Annotated in this window: 16 protein-coding genes; 6 read left to right on the forward strand and 10 right to left on the reverse strand. The window is 47.9% G+C overall.

Annotation, left to right across the window (positions count from 1 at the left end):
- Positions 1-61: 61 nt before the first annotated feature.
- Positions 62-1,108 (reverse strand): LacI family DNA-binding transcriptional regulator, encoded by a 1,047-nt coding sequence (locus NYE29_RS06030; RefSeq protein ID WP_052091801.1) that lies wholly within the window; start codon positions 1,106-1,108, stop codon positions 62-64.
- A gap of 311 nt (positions 1,109-1,419) precedes the next feature.
- Here NYE29_RS06030 and NYE29_RS06035 point away from each other — a divergent pair, with 311 nt between their 5' ends.
- From NYE29_RS06035 to NYE29_RS06060, 6 genes are read left to right on the forward strand one after another with little or no spacing between them, the layout of a single operon-like run.
- Positions 1,420-2,373 carry a methionine ABC transporter ATP-binding protein gene (locus tag NYE29_RS06035; protein ID WP_340894852.1) on the forward strand — a complete coding sequence of 318 codons (954 nt, stop codon included), beginning with the start codon at positions 1,420-1,422 and terminating at the stop codon, positions 2,371-2,373.
- Complete coding sequence (locus NYE29_RS06040; protein WP_076110250.1) at positions 2,358-3,035, forward strand: methionine ABC transporter permease; 678 nt, start codon at positions 2,358-2,360, stop codon at positions 3,033-3,035. Before NYE29_RS06035 ends, NYE29_RS06040 begins: the two co-directional genes overlap by 16 nt.
- Positions 3,036-3,077: 42 nt before the next feature.
- Positions 3,078-3,911 carry a MetQ/NlpA family ABC transporter substrate-binding protein gene (locus NYE29_RS06045; protein WP_340894854.1) on the forward strand — a complete coding sequence of 278 codons (834 nt, stop codon included), beginning with the start codon at positions 3,078-3,080 and terminating at the stop codon, positions 3,909-3,911.
- A gap of 46 nt (positions 3,912-3,957) precedes the next feature.
- Positions 3,958-4,323, forward strand: coding sequence for a tautomerase family protein (locus NYE29_RS06050; protein WP_340894855.1), 366 nt, complete (start codon positions 3,958-3,960; stop codon positions 4,321-4,323).
- 11 nt (positions 4,324-4,334) lie between these two features.
- Positions 4,335-5,339 carry an aldo/keto reductase gene (locus tag NYE29_RS06055; RefSeq protein ID WP_340894856.1) on the forward strand — a complete coding sequence of 335 codons (1,005 nt, stop codon included), beginning with the start codon at positions 4,335-4,337 and terminating at the stop codon, positions 5,337-5,339.
- Positions 5,340-5,356: 17 nt separating this feature from the next.
- Positions 5,357-6,787 (forward strand): Sapep family Mn(2+)-dependent dipeptidase, encoded by a 1,431-nt coding sequence (locus NYE29_RS06060; RefSeq protein ID WP_340894858.1) that lies wholly within the window; start codon positions 5,357-5,359, stop codon positions 6,785-6,787.
- 79 nt (positions 6,788-6,866) lie between these two features.
- Here the strand turns inward: NYE29_RS06060 and NYE29_RS06065 are convergent, their stop codons facing one another.
- The 9 genes from NYE29_RS06065 to NYE29_RS06100 all read right to left on the reverse strand — a co-directional run bounded on the left by NYE29_RS06065 (position 6,867) and on the right by NYE29_RS06100 (position 14,865).
- Positions 6,867-7,436 (reverse strand): GNAT family N-acetyltransferase, encoded by a 570-nt coding sequence (locus tag NYE29_RS06065; protein ID WP_340894860.1) that lies wholly within the window; start codon positions 7,434-7,436, stop codon positions 6,867-6,869.
- A 31-nt stretch (positions 7,437-7,467) separates the two neighbouring features.
- Positions 7,468-7,734 (reverse strand): AraC family transcriptional regulator, encoded by a 267-nt coding sequence (locus NYE29_RS06070; protein ID WP_445322153.1) that lies wholly within the window; start codon positions 7,732-7,734, stop codon positions 7,468-7,470.
- Complete coding sequence (locus NYE29_RS34520; RefSeq protein ID WP_445322154.1) at positions 7,634-7,996, reverse strand: helix-turn-helix domain-containing protein; 363 nt, start codon at positions 7,994-7,996, stop codon at positions 7,634-7,636. The genes NYE29_RS06070 and NYE29_RS34520 overlap by 101 nt, the downstream gene beginning before the upstream one ends.
- Before the next feature lie 173 nt (positions 7,997-8,169).
- Positions 8,170-8,958 carry a peroxide stress protein YaaA gene (yaaA, locus tag NYE29_RS06075; protein WP_340894861.1) on the reverse strand — a complete coding sequence of 263 codons (789 nt, stop codon included), beginning with the start codon at positions 8,956-8,958 and terminating at the stop codon, positions 8,170-8,172.
- Positions 8,900-9,220, reverse strand: a complete 321-nt coding sequence (locus NYE29_RS06080) for a type II toxin-antitoxin system RelE/ParE family toxin (protein WP_340894862.1) — start codon at positions 9,218-9,220, stop codon at positions 8,900-8,902. Before NYE29_RS06080 ends, yaaA begins: the two co-directional genes overlap by 59 nt.
- The gene (locus NYE29_RS06085) at positions 9,204-11,084 is read right to left on the reverse strand and encodes an N-6 DNA methylase (RefSeq protein ID WP_340894863.1); all 1,881 of its coding nucleotides are present in this window, start codon (positions 11,082-11,084) and stop codon (positions 9,204-9,206) included. Before NYE29_RS06085 ends, NYE29_RS06080 begins: the two co-directional genes overlap by 17 nt.
- A gap of 111 nt (positions 11,085-11,195) precedes the next feature.
- The gene (locus NYE29_RS06090) at positions 11,196-11,474 is read right to left on the reverse strand and encodes a type II toxin-antitoxin system Phd/YefM family antitoxin (RefSeq protein WP_076110240.1); all 279 of its coding nucleotides are present in this window, start codon (positions 11,472-11,474) and stop codon (positions 11,196-11,198) included.
- 196 nt (positions 11,475-11,670) lie between these two features.
- The gene (gnpA, locus tag NYE29_RS06095; RefSeq protein ID WP_340894865.1) at positions 11,671-13,833 is read right to left on the reverse strand and encodes a 1,3-beta-galactosyl-N-acetylhexosamine phosphorylase; all 2,163 of its coding nucleotides are present in this window, start codon (positions 13,831-13,833) and stop codon (positions 11,671-11,673) included.
- A gap of 12 nt (positions 13,834-13,845) precedes the next feature.
- Positions 13,846-14,865: a glycoside hydrolase family 88/105 protein gene (locus tag NYE29_RS06100; RefSeq protein WP_340894866.1), complete on the reverse strand. Its 1,020-nt coding sequence runs from the start codon at positions 14,863-14,865 to the stop codon at positions 13,846-13,848.
- Between the last annotated feature and the right edge of the window lie 147 nt (positions 14,866-15,012).

Raw genomic sequence — 15,012 nt, forward strand, 5'->3', positions numbered from 1 at the left:
TATTATACTGCAAAATGGAAATGGTATCTTCCGAGTGTGTCAAACCCGCCTGGGATTGGACTCAGGCCTTCAAGTTCGGCAGGCCCTTGAAGCAAACGGAGGATTTCCGGACAATAAGCTTAGGCGGGATAATGATCTTGACCGGATCGCTCTGCAAACCTCCGATCCTGTCCAGCATTTGCCGTGCCGCCTCAACGCCCCATTGGTCATGAAAGACCGATACTGTGGTCAGCTTAGGCTCCACCGTTTCCGTCTCCAGAATATTGTCAAAGCCCACAATGGCCATATGCTCGCCTGGAATAAACCCTTGCAGCCGCAAGCCGATGGTGACGCCAAGGGCAATAATATCATTATGGCAGAAGCAGGCCGTCGGCGGGTTCTCCAGCTGTAGCACCTCCTGAATGGCGCGGATTCCTCCCTCACGGTTCAGCGGGGTAGGTATAATGAGCTTGGGGTCCACTTCCAGGCCGTATTCCTGCAGGGCGCTGCAGTAGCCGTCTATCCGTTCCTGGTAGGCTGTATTGCCGGGAAGCATACCACCGATATAGGCGATCCGCCGGTGTCCCTGCTCTACCAGATGCCGGACAGCCAATTGGGAGCCTAGTCTGTAATCCGTTCCCACATAATCCGCGCCGGAGCCCGCCACCTCCCGCCCCATGAGAAGCGCCGGTATTTGCAAGGCGCGCAGCTTGTTGAACAGAGTCGGCTGGGTGTCGACCACCGGAGTCAGAATAATCCCGCATACCCGGTGCTCTAGCATCGTTTCCAGCACCCGTTCCTGCTTTTCCCGGGATTCGGAGGACATGCCCAGCAGGAAAGTAAACTGCTGTTCATAGAGCATATCCTCGACCTTCGTTAACATCTGATGATAGAAGGGGTTTTCAAAATCGGTAATCACGATTCCCACCGTGGAAGAGCTTTGGGAGCGGAAGCTCGCCGCCACCCTGTCATACACATAGCCGAGCTTTTCGATGGATTCTATTACTTTCTTGTGGGTGCTGGGCTTAATAGACTTGCTTCCTCTGACGACCAGCGATGCTGTCGCCCGGGAAACCCCGGCATCATCGGCCACATCCTGAAGGGTAACCCGCTTGTCCCGCGAAGCCAAACCGCATTCCTCCTTTTTCCGTACGATTCATTTCCTTTATCCGGATAAATTTACAATAGTATAGCATACATTTCAAACAGATAATATTTAGTATTGACAGGCTCACAGGCACCTGCTACGATTATCCCCAGTAAACTTATATGCATTTAAGATTATTATTTCCGGACGGAACAAAAATTTTTTTCTCACAAAATTAGATCGATATAATTTTACGGGAAAAGGACGGTTTCGGCAAGATTTATTCCCCGGAAAGCTGCAGAAGGTTCCATGTTGTCTGGTTATCCGGTTGTTACGGTGAAAGGGGTTTTGCCATGATCGAAATCAAAGAGTTATACAAATCCTTCGGGGACAAGCCTGTACTCTCGGGCATTAATGTAACCATCGGGGACGGAGATATTTATGGTCTTGTAGGTATAAGCGGCGCCGGGAAGTCCACCCTGCTGCGCTGCATCAACGGGCTGGAAACCTTCGAACAGGGGACCCTGCGGGTGAACGGTACAGACATCAGCAGGCTGCGTGGTGCCGAACTCCGCAAGTTCCGCAGCGGCATCGGCATGATCTTCCAGCAGTTTTCCCTGTTGGAGCGGAAGACTGTTTATGAAAATATCATGTTTCCGATGAAGTGTTACAACTACAAGAAAGCGGAGGCTGATGCGCGTATTCACGAGCTTCTGCGGCTGGTGGAGCTGTCGGACAAAATCCACTCCCGGCCCAGCCAGCTTTCAGGGGGCCAGAAACAACGGGTAGCCATTGCCAGAGCCCTGGCCATGAATCCGAAGATTCTGCTGTGTGACGAAGCCACCAGCGCCCTGGATCCCAATATTACAAAATCCATCCTGGCGCTTTTGAAGAAAATCAATCGGGAGCTGGGCATTACCATCGTGATTGTGACTCACCAGATGGAGGTAGTGAAGGAGGTCTGCACCGATATGGCTCTCTTGAGCAAAGGGGAGCTAAAGGTATCGGGTTCCGTGCAGGATATTTTCCTGGGCCGCTCAGAGGTGCTGGACGAGCTTCTCGGGTTGCCCGGTACGGGGCAGCCGGAAGACAAGGTAGTGTTCGAGATCGTACAGCGGCCAGGTCAGAATGATCTGCTGTCACGGTTCGCCACAGCTACGGGAATCCGTTTCGAGGTTGTATGGGGCGGGCTTGACCGGTATGCGGAGAGCATCGCGGGAGCCTTTACCCTTGCGGTGGACAAGGACGACTTCCCCAAGGCACAGACTTTTCTTGAGGATACGAGTACAGAATGGAGGAGAGTGTAATTTACCAGTACGATTTCCAGACCATTTTGGACCGCATCATTTTGCCCGGCTTGCGCGAAACGCTTATCATGCTGGGCGGCACAGTCGTCACCTGCACCTTCTTCGGCTTTGTGCTGGCGCTTATTCTTATTACCACCGATGTGAACGGGCTCAGACCCAACCGGTTAGTGTACGAAACCATAAGCGCCATTATCAACGTGCTTCGCTCCGTGCCCTTTATCATTCTTATTATTACCATCATTCCGCTGACACGGCTTGTGGTGGGCACGACCATCGGAACCACGGCGGCTATTTTTTCCATAACTATTGTGGGCTCTCCGCTCATCGCCAGACTTCTGGAGGGCTGCTTCAAGGAAGTTAATCCCAGCCTCATCGAGGCAGCCAAATCCTTTGGTGCCTCTGATTGGCAAATTACATTCCATGTCATTGTGAGTGAATCCATTCCGTCCATCGTATCCCATCTGACCTTAGGGTATGTTTCCCTGCTCGGCTTTACGGCCATGGCCGGCACAGTGGGCGCTGGAGGACTGGGAGCGGTGGCGCTGACCTACGGCTACCAGAACTTCAACGATACCATCATGTACAGCACTGTGGTCATTCTCATTGTTATTGTGCAGTTCATCCAGTTCGGCGGCAATTTTCTTTATCGAAAGCTAAAATAAGCTTTTATTCCAAACCAATCCCAAGAAAAGAGGTATGCTTTTATGAAAAAAATGTCCTTCACCGCTCTGTCGCTGGTCATCGTCCTTTCCCTGTCGGTGTTGGCGGGCTGCGGCAAAAGCGCCTCCGGTGACCAGTCCAAACAAATCGTCATCGGGGTTATCGCCCGTGAGCAGCCGGATATCGATTACGTGGCCGAAAAGCTGAAGACCGAAGGCTATGACATTGAGGTGAAGGTGTTTAACGACAACATCGCGCTGAACAATGCCACAGCGGAAGGCGAAATTGACGCCAACTACTTTCAGAATGAGAAGTACCTGACCAGCTTCAACCAAAGCAATGGTACCAACCTGATTACCTATGGTCCAAATATCTATACGACTCCTGTGGTTTTTGTATCTAAAAAACACAAAAGCTTAGACAGCCTTCCTGAAGGTGCCAAAATCGGCATCGCCAACGATTCTGCCAACCGGGCCCGGGAACTGCAGCTGCTTGCCGACAACGGTCTAATCAAGCTCCGTGAGGGTGTAGATCTGCCAACCCTGCTGGATATTACGGAAAACAAGAAAAAGCTCAATTTTGTAGAAATTGATCCCCGGAGCCGGGTAGGCGCATTTGCTGACCTGGATGCCATGACCGCTCCCTCCATTACCGTGTATCAAATGAAAGATCCCGAGGTCACCATCGATACGGCGCTGCTTCAGGAAACCCCAGAGGTTTACAAGCAGTACGGGGGTATCGTTCTCGCTATCAATAAAGACACGGAAGAACAAAACAAGGAATGGCTGGATAAGGCTGTGAACATTCTGTCCTCCAAGGAGTATGCGGAATGGCTGCTAGAAACCTATAGCGGTGTGAAAAAACCTTACAACTCATAATCCGGCACTACTAAAATCTTATATAAAAAAAGGAGAACTGATCCAAATGGCAACTGTAATCGTTTTGGCAAACACATCCCTGAATGAGGCTGACAAAAAACGTTTTGTAGAGGAAATCGGCACCGCCGTAACGGAATCACTGCAGCTTCCGCCCCATCTGAAATCCATCACCCTGCAGGAGTTTCCGCGCAGCAACAGCACGCCGAAGGATTACGAGGAGATTACCTTCTTCGTGTACACAGCCCCGGGCAAACCTGTGGAAGCCAAGCGTGCCCTTGTCCGCAACATCCAGCTTACAGCGGAGCGGGTACTGGCCGGAGTGAACGTGAAGACCATCGTCATTATTAAGGAACACGGAGATGAAAATGTGGGCGTAGGCGGCCAGCTGCGGCTGGACCAGGTCCAGGCTTAAGGAGCGGCGCTATGAAAACAATGCAAATCGGCAGTAGTGGAATCGAGGCTTCGGTCCTGACGCTGGGCGCTTTCGGCATGGGCGGGGGCTTCCAGTTCCCGGACACGGACGATGGGGAATCCATCCGGGCCATCCATGCCGCCCTTGATGCAGGCATCAACTGCATCGATACGGCGCCCGTGTACGGCTTCGGCCACAGTGAGGAAATCGTGGGACAAGCTATCAAGGGAAGACGCGACAAGGTGATCCTGTCTACCAAATGCGGGCTGTGGTGGGGTGATGAGGAAGGCAGCTACCGCTTCACCTGGGAGGGGCGCCGGGTCAAGCGCAACCTTAGCCCCCGTGTCATCCGCATTGAAGTAGAGGAGAGCCTGAAGCGGCTGGGTACAGATTACATCGATATTTACTATACTCATAACCCGGCCATGGAGCCGTTCCTGACCCCTATTGAGGAAACCATCAGTACCTTGATGGAGCTGAAGAAGGAAGGGAAAATACGGGCCATTGGTGCATCAAACTGCGAGCCCCATCATATCCAAAGCTATATCGGGCACGGGGAAATTTCCATTGTGCAGAAGAAATACAACATGTTGTCCAGAGAGGCGGAGGCGGATGTGCTGCCTCTGTGCAAGGACAATGGCATCAGCTTCCATGCCTATTCCCCGTTGGCCCAGGGTCTTCTTAGCGGGCACATCGGCAAGGATTACCAACTGCCTCAGGACGATCCCCGGCACAATGACCGCTGGTGGCAAGGAGAGGCTTTCCTGCTGGCTGTTGATTTCGCCCGGGAGCTCGAGGCATTTGCGCTGGAATTCGGCATCTCCACCAGTTCTCTGGCAGTGGCATATTTGCGGGCCAAGCATGAGCATGTGAATGTAATTCTGGGCATCCGCAAGGAACGCCACCTGCATGAAAATCTGGCCGGAGCAGACTTCCGCTTCCCGGTCGGTGCTATAGAGGAAATCGACCGCCGGCTTAACCGGCTGCATCTTTCGGCTGCCGGGCAGGGCCGATGAAACCAAGCTCTATGGAGATGAAGAGCAGTCAGGACCTGGACTGGCACATTTCTCAGTTTCTTGAAGCGAACCAGGAAGCCATGATCGAGGATGCCAAAGGGCTCATCCGCATCAACAGCGTAGGCCTGGCTTACAACCCCGGAAGCTCCCAGCCCTTCGGCGAAGGCTGCAGATCGGTCCTGGACGAAGCCATCCGGCTCATGCAGCGGGAGAAGCTGGAAGTGACGGACTTTGACGGCTACGGTGTCAAAGGGGAATTGGCAGCTTCGGAGCGGAGAAGCATCGGATTTTTCGCCCATCTGGACGTGGTGCCGGAGGGCGGGGACTGGAGCTTCCCGCCTTACGAGCCCTTTGTACGGGATGGCTACCTATTTGGGCGTGGGGCCATGGATAATAAAGCGGCGGCTGTGGCGGCGCTTTATGTGCTGAAATTTTTTGCTGACAGCAAGCTGCCCCTCCGGCATGGGCTGTATCTGTTTCTCGGCTGCAATGAGGAAAACGGCATGCGCGATATCCGCCACTTCCTGTCCCGGCATGAGCCTCCTCAGTTCGGGATTGTGCCTGACGCCTATTTCCCCCTGTGCTTTGCCGAAAAGGGAATGCTGCGTGCGGACTTCGAAGGTGAAGTGGCAGACGGCAACCTGCTGGCCTTTAGCGGCGGGACCGAATATAACGTGGTTCCCGCAGCCGCCTCGGCAATCTTGCGGGACGTGGACCCGGATCATGCAAGACAGGTGCTGCCCGGTTCCTTCACGGTTGAGGCTCTGTCGGAGGGCGTCCGCGTTACGGCATCTGGAAAAGCGGGACATGCCGCCTTTCCCGAGGGCACGGACAATGCTGCCGTGAAGCTGGCAGCCGCTCTTGCCGCCCATGGGCTGGTTCGGGGCAGCCGGACGCAGCGGGCGCTGGCTTTCGTGCAGGAATGCTTCGCCAGTCCTTACGGGCATGGCTTGGGCATCGCCTTCTGTGACATGTCGGGAGAAGCCACAGTCAATGCAGCCGTCCGCATGGAAAACGGCAGGCTTCGCCTGTTATGCGACATCCGCTACGGGGTTACCCAGGAGAAAAGCGGTATACAGCAGTTGCTGGAAGAGGCGGCCGCCCGTTACGGTATGCGGCTGACCCGCACGGAGGATAGTCCGCCGCATTATATCGCCCCGGATGACCCCATTGCGGCGGCCCTATGTGATCTGGCCAACCGGGAGCTGGGCACCAACCAGCCCCCTTATGCCATGGGCGGCATTACCCACGCCAGATGGCTGCCACGGGCAGCAGCCTTCGGCCCTCTGCGCCGGGACAAGCCCTCCCCCTTTCCTGCCGGAAGAGGAGGAGGGCACCAGCCGGACGAGGCCATGTATTTAGAGGCCATATGGGATGCCTTCCTGATTTATGTTAAGGCGGTTCTTGTGATAGACAAGCTGTTAAGCGAGGAGAAAGAACAAAATTAACAGTGTGAAGCACCGGCCTGAAGGGCCGGTGCTTCCGGTTGTCTCCACTGGCATGGAACCCGAATGGAGAAGTTTTTTATCATTTTACATAGTCTTCTTTTAAAATACTGTATATCTCTAAATCGATGATTCCTTTACCTGCCCATAGTGTCGCTTGTCTTAATGTTCCTTCTTTGATGAAGCCATTCTTCAATAATACCTTCTTTGAAGTCTCATTTAGAGGCATCACTTCAGCTTGAATTCTGTTGACGTTGACATCCACAAACAAAAAATTGATTAATATTTTCACCGCTTCGCTAGCAATACCTTTGCCCCAATGTGCTTCCGATAAAAAGTAGCCAATCGTCACAGCATTTACCTTTTGATTAAAGTCGGCAGCTTCAATAATTCCAAGCAACCAATCAGGTTCAGGACTGGCGAATATCCCCCACTTAACTCTTGACCTTTTATTAAAATCTCTCTCGAAATGGCCAATCATATTTTTCACAGTATCTTTATTGTGTTTGGGTATTATGCCACAGTATTCAAATACTTTGTCATTGTTATAGATTTCAAAAACTTCCTCAAGATGATAATCTTCAATCTTCTTCAATACGAAACCATTTGATTTCAGGTTAGGAAACTGCTCAAAAACCGCTTCAATGTTCATTCCGTCACGCTCCATATTTTCTATATTTAAGTCATCGTGTTTTCTTGACCGGTATGTATAAATCGACTTTACATTTCCCTTCCTTATCCTTAGCAGGATCATTCATACAGAATTCGAGGCATGGCCTATCGTCAGCATCATACTCACTGTTCGGCAACCATAGACTGAATACATTTTGATAGGCGAGAACAAATTTATCAATTGTGTCGTAGAATGGATATACAGCATACATTCCACCGGGTAGTGTTTTGAATTCCACATGTTTTGTATGTCCGGATCGTTCGAATCCATTTGGCAATGTGACACAAGCATCGTATCGGCAAGCAAATTCTTCTACGAGATTTATTAGTTTCAGCCAAAAGATAAACAGCCTTTTGTAAACGCTCTTGATTTACAAACGCAACTGGAGTCACACCGACTATAGAGGTAAATATTCTTGTAAAATGATATTTCGAAAAATTTGAAACGCCAGCCAATATATCGAGAGTGAGTTTTTGATTGCTATTTTCCTTAATGTATTTAATTACGTTATCAATCCTATTAATATAGTCATTATTCATCTATCAATCCCCCAATATCTATGTATTTATTGATTACTAAAATTATACATTATTCGCATCCATTATAAGCGCTTATAAATAAGTAAGGGTGAACGGGTCTATTGCAGCAAAAAGCTCAAGCACCGGGCATATAGCCGCAGGCTTGAGCTTTTTAACTGTTTTAATTCCTTCAATCAATTTCCTGTTCCTATACAGACTTTATTACCACCAGTTTTCGTAACTTTTTGTATAAACACATAGGTGCTCTCATTTGACAACTCATCCACAAATTCGAAATCAAACCCGGTAAACCCTTTGATATCCTCCACGCACCTGATTTGCCGCTCAGCCATGAAGCGTACCATTTCACCTCGGGCCATCTTGACCAGGGTTGCTTTTTCAATCACCTTACCACCGATGTACTGCCCGAATACACAAGTAACCATTCGAACTTCTCTGCCCAGATAAGGGGCAATGCATTTGCTGTATTCCTTAGAGGCTAAATTCAGAATGCAGCCGCTCTCCGCAAAAAGCTGATCGGCCAGTTTTCTGCCCCAAAATCCATAAATCGAACTGAAGCCCGGTCCGGCCAGCTTGGCCTGCATTTCCAGTCTGTATGGAACAACCCCATCAAACGGCCGGAGTATCCCGTAGAACCCCGACAAGATCCGTAAATGCTGCTGGAGATACTCCAGCTCCTCCGTTTGTAGCACCCCCGGTGCCATGTATTGATACTGAATCCCTTCGTAGGCGAAGAGAGCAGGTACCAAATTGCGGGTTAAATCCATATTCTCAATCCGCTGGGCATTCAGCGTGGTGATAGCATCATTGCATTTCCATAGGGATTTTGCTTCTTCATAGTTCAGCTTTTTTAATGTGGCCAGCAGAATTTCCGACTCGTTTATAAATTGCGGCATCTGGCGGCTAGTAAAGACATCCGTGTCCGGCTTCATCTTTTTGGCAGGCGAAATAATAATTCTCATGTTGCTCCCTTTTCTTGCCCCGTGGGGAAAATATATAATTCTCTACAACTAGAAAACGATATTCATCTTTTAGACCATTAATGTTGTAACAGATCGGCCCTGAAAAAGGGAACATCTCTAACCTGGATATGGCCTCATCAAACTTATCCACGAGATCATTCGCTGCATCCGGCGCAGAAAGCTCATTACACACATAATCAACAATGTCCTGCAAATCTAAATAAGCCAAAGTTAGATAACGCAGTTTATATTTCCCGTCCATAAGCGCCTCCTCCAGGTGAATTACTCATACCTATCTGTTCCAACAACCAGCCTCTTTCCAGAGAAAATCTCTGTTCGGCTTCTTGAATCTGCTCTTCATATTTCCGCTTATTCTCTCTAAGCTCAGCTCCTACTCGATTCATCAAATCTATAGAGAGTAAGGGGATTTCAAATTTTTCTAATTTGGACGGATTAATCAATTTAATTGTAGTCCCTGTCTGCAGACCATCAAGCATTCTACGTCCCACTTCACTTTGTAAGAACTCATACAAAACATAGACATTATATAGAGCATGATCCACTCTGATGATGGACAGGTTACCGCTCACAAAAGCTTCCTCACACTTCTCTTCTACAATTGCGAATTTGACCACAGACCCTTTGGAAGTCATGATGATATCCATAGGGCGGATCGCAAATTTCTCCAGCCAGTCCTGCTTCTTATACGTTATCCTTGACTCCTCATCATAGGCAATTCTTCCATTCTCGATATCTTTAATATTCAATAAATAGTGAGTGGCTGTACTTGATAGCTCCTCAAGCTCTTCTTTCGTTAGTTGAACGCCACGTCTAATTGCGGCAACCTCACCAAGCTTGACTGTTTGATGAAAAGAATGTTTCAACACATCAAAGTCTAAATATTCCTTGGGGTTAAGACTATAATCGTACTCTCTTATCTTCGCCAGATCAACAAATCTGCTGAAGTTCTCCTCTTCAATTCCATTTCTATATGCATAGACAATTTTCGAAATCCCCTCTTCCTGAATCGAGCATTGGTTCCTATTTAATCTCTGTGTATACTTGCTGGCGTCAATAAACAATATCAGTCCACGCCTACTTTTTGACTTAGCCTTATTAAATATAATGAGTTCTGTACCCACTCTCGTTTTAAGGTAAAGATTCTCCGGCAACGTAATTACTGCTTCAATTAAGTCTTCTTCCGTAATCGCTTTGCGAATATGCACTTCAGTACTCCTTACCAACGTGCCCTTTGTGCCGACTACGACTGCTTGTCCATGGTTATTTAAATGATATAAGGCATTCTGATAAAATGCCCAATCTGCAGAGGACTTGGGAGGAATGCCATACTTGTATCTTGGATCATTCTGACCTTCCGATTGGTTCCATACCATTCCGAAAGGAGCATCTGACCAGATAAAGTCAACCGTTAACCGTTCAGGCTCTCGATAAATCCTATCTAACACATCTTTATTCGTAATATGAAAAAAGGGGACATTATTGATGTTCAACAATAACTTCGAAATCAAATAATCTGATGCATTTTTCTCTTCACCATAATAAGAGACAGGCTTATTAGATCCCTCAACTCTGAAATGTCTAAACAATTCAATTGCAAAACTAGATATTCCAGAACAATAATCAGCAACTGAAGAAATATTCTTGAAATCAATCAAACCCAAAACTAGCTTAATGATTGTTTCCGGCGTCTGATTCCCTCCATTATTACTACTATATTTCAACGCAATGAAATTAATAAATTGAACAATCTCTTCTTGATCGATGAATTGAATATTGATAATCTTCTCAATCATTGTTTTAAAGACTGTGTCAGAGTAGTTATATTGAAGGAATGAGGGAACCAATCCTGTAAAAACTCCTTTAAACTCTTTGTGTAGATGCTCAAGTTCAATCACGGTTTGGTCCAGCATATGGGCAATTGATCGTGATTCTGAGAGTACAGCTCGAGAAACTTGGTCCTTTTCACTATGTTCTAACTCTCTTAAATAAAATATAGTCACAATAACCAAGATCATTCGAGCTATCTGTTCGTTAGGATAGAGGCCCTCTAGATCTTCCGTTATGGACTCAAGTATGTATTTAAGCTCGTTCTCTCTTTTATTCATTAGCGTACCTCCAAATATGTATGGCCATACCTATTTATCACTTTCTAAAAAAACACGTCTTAGTAAGACGTGGGAAAATCTTCTCATGGTTAAAAATGGATGTAAATAATGTTACTTATTGGGTCTATTCCGAATCTGCATCCTCAAATTATTGAACACCTCAGAGTGACTATAACGTTCATTAGAGGTATCAGCTTCATGCTCAGATTCTTTAAGCTTCATAAAGATCTCTTGGTTCTGTTGAATATTTTCATATTGCTTGATGCTCATAACAACCATATCACCATATCCGTTTTTCGTGAGAAAAACTGGTTCCTGACTTTCGTGTACTATTTTAGATATTTCAGCAAAGTTGTTGCGCAAATCGGATACAGGTCTAATCTGTGGCATAGCTCCCCCTCCTTCTTAGCGACATCATATCATAATTATGATATCGATTCAATATTATGATCCATGTGAAGGTTACAAACATTGCTCCCCTTATCTCCATCATACTTCTCTTATCATAACTCTATACAACCTTATCATGGCAAAAAAGCTCAAGCACCGGGCATATAGCCGCAGGCTTGAGCTTTTTGAATGTTATTTATTCGCCAATAGTTAAGATAATCGTGTCATACGGAGCTAACTCCAACAATTGTTGCCCATACTCCGTATCAATCGTAGTGCTTTGAAGCTGATCACTATTGTTAATCACAACCAGCATTTTACTTTCCGGATAATAGGCACACTCTGTAAATAAGTTATCCGTAATGTACTTCGTTTCATGTAACTCATTGCCCGCAAAGCGAATCAGATTCAGCAGCAATCTTGTATTCGCAAAGCTGAATTCGAACGAAGGAAGGTAGATCCCTTGGCCTTTACCGAAGGCATGAGTAGACAGTGTGATCCTGCCACCCCTTTCATCCACTACCGCAGCTGACCCGTCGGTAAGATAAATGCTATTCTTGGGTGTTATGCTGGCCCATTCAGGTACCAGGCTGTGCTCGTCCCGAGTCTCATAAGTCCATTTTCCATGAGCGACCCTGGAGCCGGTATCCTCATCCAGACCGAGAACATGTGCCATTCTGAAGTAGCTGTCATAGCCATCGACCGCCGAAGGCTGGTTAATCCCGATAAAAGCACCGCCCTCATACACCCATTGGGTCAGTATATCCACACACTTGTTTTCCTTCCAGTAGTCCCCACCGCTCCAGGCAGATCCGGCAGAGCCGGCATTGATCACTACATCACAACCCTGCAGTACGCCCTGACGGATATCCTCAAAATCAATGAACTGGACGTCAACCGGCAATCCGGATAAAGCCTCATTAATATGAATCAAATCATGCATATACGTTTCATGAAAATGGCCGGACAATGTCCATGATCTTAATTTGCCCCAAGCGTGGAGAATGGCTACCTTCGTCTTAATCTGATAAGGCTTGCCTTGTTGATGCAGCTCTTTAATTTCTCTAAATTCATTGGCAATCTTTTCGATGTAATCGCAGAAATCCGGGTAAGGCTCGACCAGATGCAAATACCCGCCCAGTCCGATCCGGTCAATAGACTCCCTTAGGAGCGCGCGCCGGATGTTGATCCAGTACTTTTTGGCATCCAGCGTGGGATCGCCGCCCTCCATAAAGGTAGGATGCCCGCCTAACCCGACCGGAAAAAGATACGGATGCAGCCGGATCTCATGCGTATCCACTTTTACACCTGAACACAACCGTGCCTCATAACCCGAGAACACGCATTTAATCATCCCGTCAAAGCCAAACTCCTGAAAGCGGTCATTGTAAGGCTCTACGCCAACCCAGCTATCATCATAGAAGACATACGCCAGTTTGTCGTGCCGATGCACAATGTCAATCAATTGCTTGCCAAATCCGATTACAAAATCATTGATAAAGGCCATCCAGTCGAGCTTGCGCTGCTCAGCCGGGATGTGACTGACGCGATATTTGCCGCCATTCACAAAATCCTCGGCAGTCAGCGAATATCCATATCTCTTGGCGAACAGATCAAGCGCTCTTGAACTTACCGTGAAATCGTATGAACCCCAGTCCGAGAACAGATGGCGGTTGCGCTCACTGCTGCCCCAGATCCAGGCGAAATTATAAAAAAGCGAAGTAAACCGCACAACCGTTGTTTCCTTATGCTGTACACACCAGTCTTCCATCCAGTCCAGCAGATACTTTTGCGTTTCCGGATAGATGGGATCAATCTGCATCAAATGCTCTTTATCCCAGTTGTTCGTCGTATGATTGTACATGGAGATCTCTTCCCAGATCCGGTAGGCCATGAAGCTGACCGTGTATTTATGCCAAGGAGCAATTCCGGTAAGGACTACATTTCCCGATTCCCGATCATAATTCCACTGTTCTCTTGGAACTTCCTCCCCGGTCGTCCGGTCTACAACCTGCCAATATTTAAATGCCTCTTTGGAATCATTCACTCTGAATTGTTCAGCAAAAAAATCCTCCATCAGATAGATGGATACATAATCTTGTACAGCCACCTTTGGATTCGTAATTAAAAAACACTGCTGCAGCTTATCCGGATTTTGCGACGCCCACACATTATGTTCCCTAATGATACAGATTGTAGAGTAGATACCGTATCCTGCATTTATAATCTCATCGGACAATTGCGTGCCGTCGCTGTCACGGATGACATCGGCACCCCACCGTTCAGCGAGTTTCAGGGTCAGTGCCTCATAACCGGATTCTCCCGGCAGGGTAAAGGCTCCCTTGGTTAGATTAGACAACCTGATTCCCTCCTATTTAAGCATATCGGACAGAAAAGCGAGTGCTAAGCCTTGACCCCAGCCCTGAATCCAGTCTTTGGGGATATTCCGATACCCTTCCCGATCCTTCATCACCGCTGTTCCGCCCGATACACCCAGTACCCGCCCATCTTCGCTGATATTGTCCAAGATGCCTTTCAGGGCCTTTTGCACATATTTGGTATGCAGCGGATTGCCGTTATTGATCATAGCCGCCGCAATCCCGCAAGATGCGGATACTTCTTCATAGGACTCTTCGTCATCCAGCACCGTCCGCCACAAGCCGTTCTCCGTCTGAACAAGCTTGAGTGCCGCCAACTGATCCCGGAGTGAACATTCTACATCCATACACTGCGGATACAAATACCAGTCCTTCAAAAGCGGCTTGACCTGCGACATGGTGTAGGCGCCCCAAGCATTCGCTCTACCCCAATATAACCCGGACATGTGATCCTGCTTGATGTTATTGTAGCCGTGGTACCAGAAACCGCTGCTTGGGTCCTGCAGGTATTTGATATGCCAGTAATATTGATTCAGGGCATCCTGGATCATTTCCTGGTCATTTAGCTTGCTTCCTACGCGGAGCAGAAAAAATGCCGCCATAAACAACGTATCCGCCCAGGCCTGCTCCGGAAAATCATTCGACACAGATACGGTATGCTGCAGCACATTGTCCCCGAACCTCAGCGCATTGCTGCGGATATAATCCACCTTACTCATCACAATATCCCAATATTTCTGGTTGCCTGTCTCTTCATATAAGGTGATCAGCATGTGGCCCATGGCACAGGTGTTTACCGTCCAGTCCGGCAGGCCCAGCTCGATATATTCATCTGCCCACTGGACAAGCATATCCAAATACTCTTTATTTCCTGTGGTCTGATAGGCTCTGGATACCCCATAATAAGCCACCCCGCAAGGCCAGTCCCACGTTAAATCCATCGCGAGTGTTTTTCTGGTGACTTTGTCGATAACGCTTAATATTTCTTCCCTGTCATAATTGATTTGAAGCATCTCTATTCCCCTCTCCTTCGCACACGCCCCCAAAGGCGCCTTTAGAGCCGTTCGTCTTATTGTAAACGCTTTATATACTCTATTGTAAGCAGTATAATGGTATACATCTAAGCACATTCGCAGCAAAACTGCGCAATTTCAACCATT

Origin of the sequence: Paenibacillus sp. FSL M7-1046 (assembly GCF_038007405.1) — a bacterium.
Taxonomy (GTDB): domain Bacteria; phylum Bacillota; class Bacilli; order Paenibacillales; family Paenibacillaceae; genus Paenibacillus_AQ.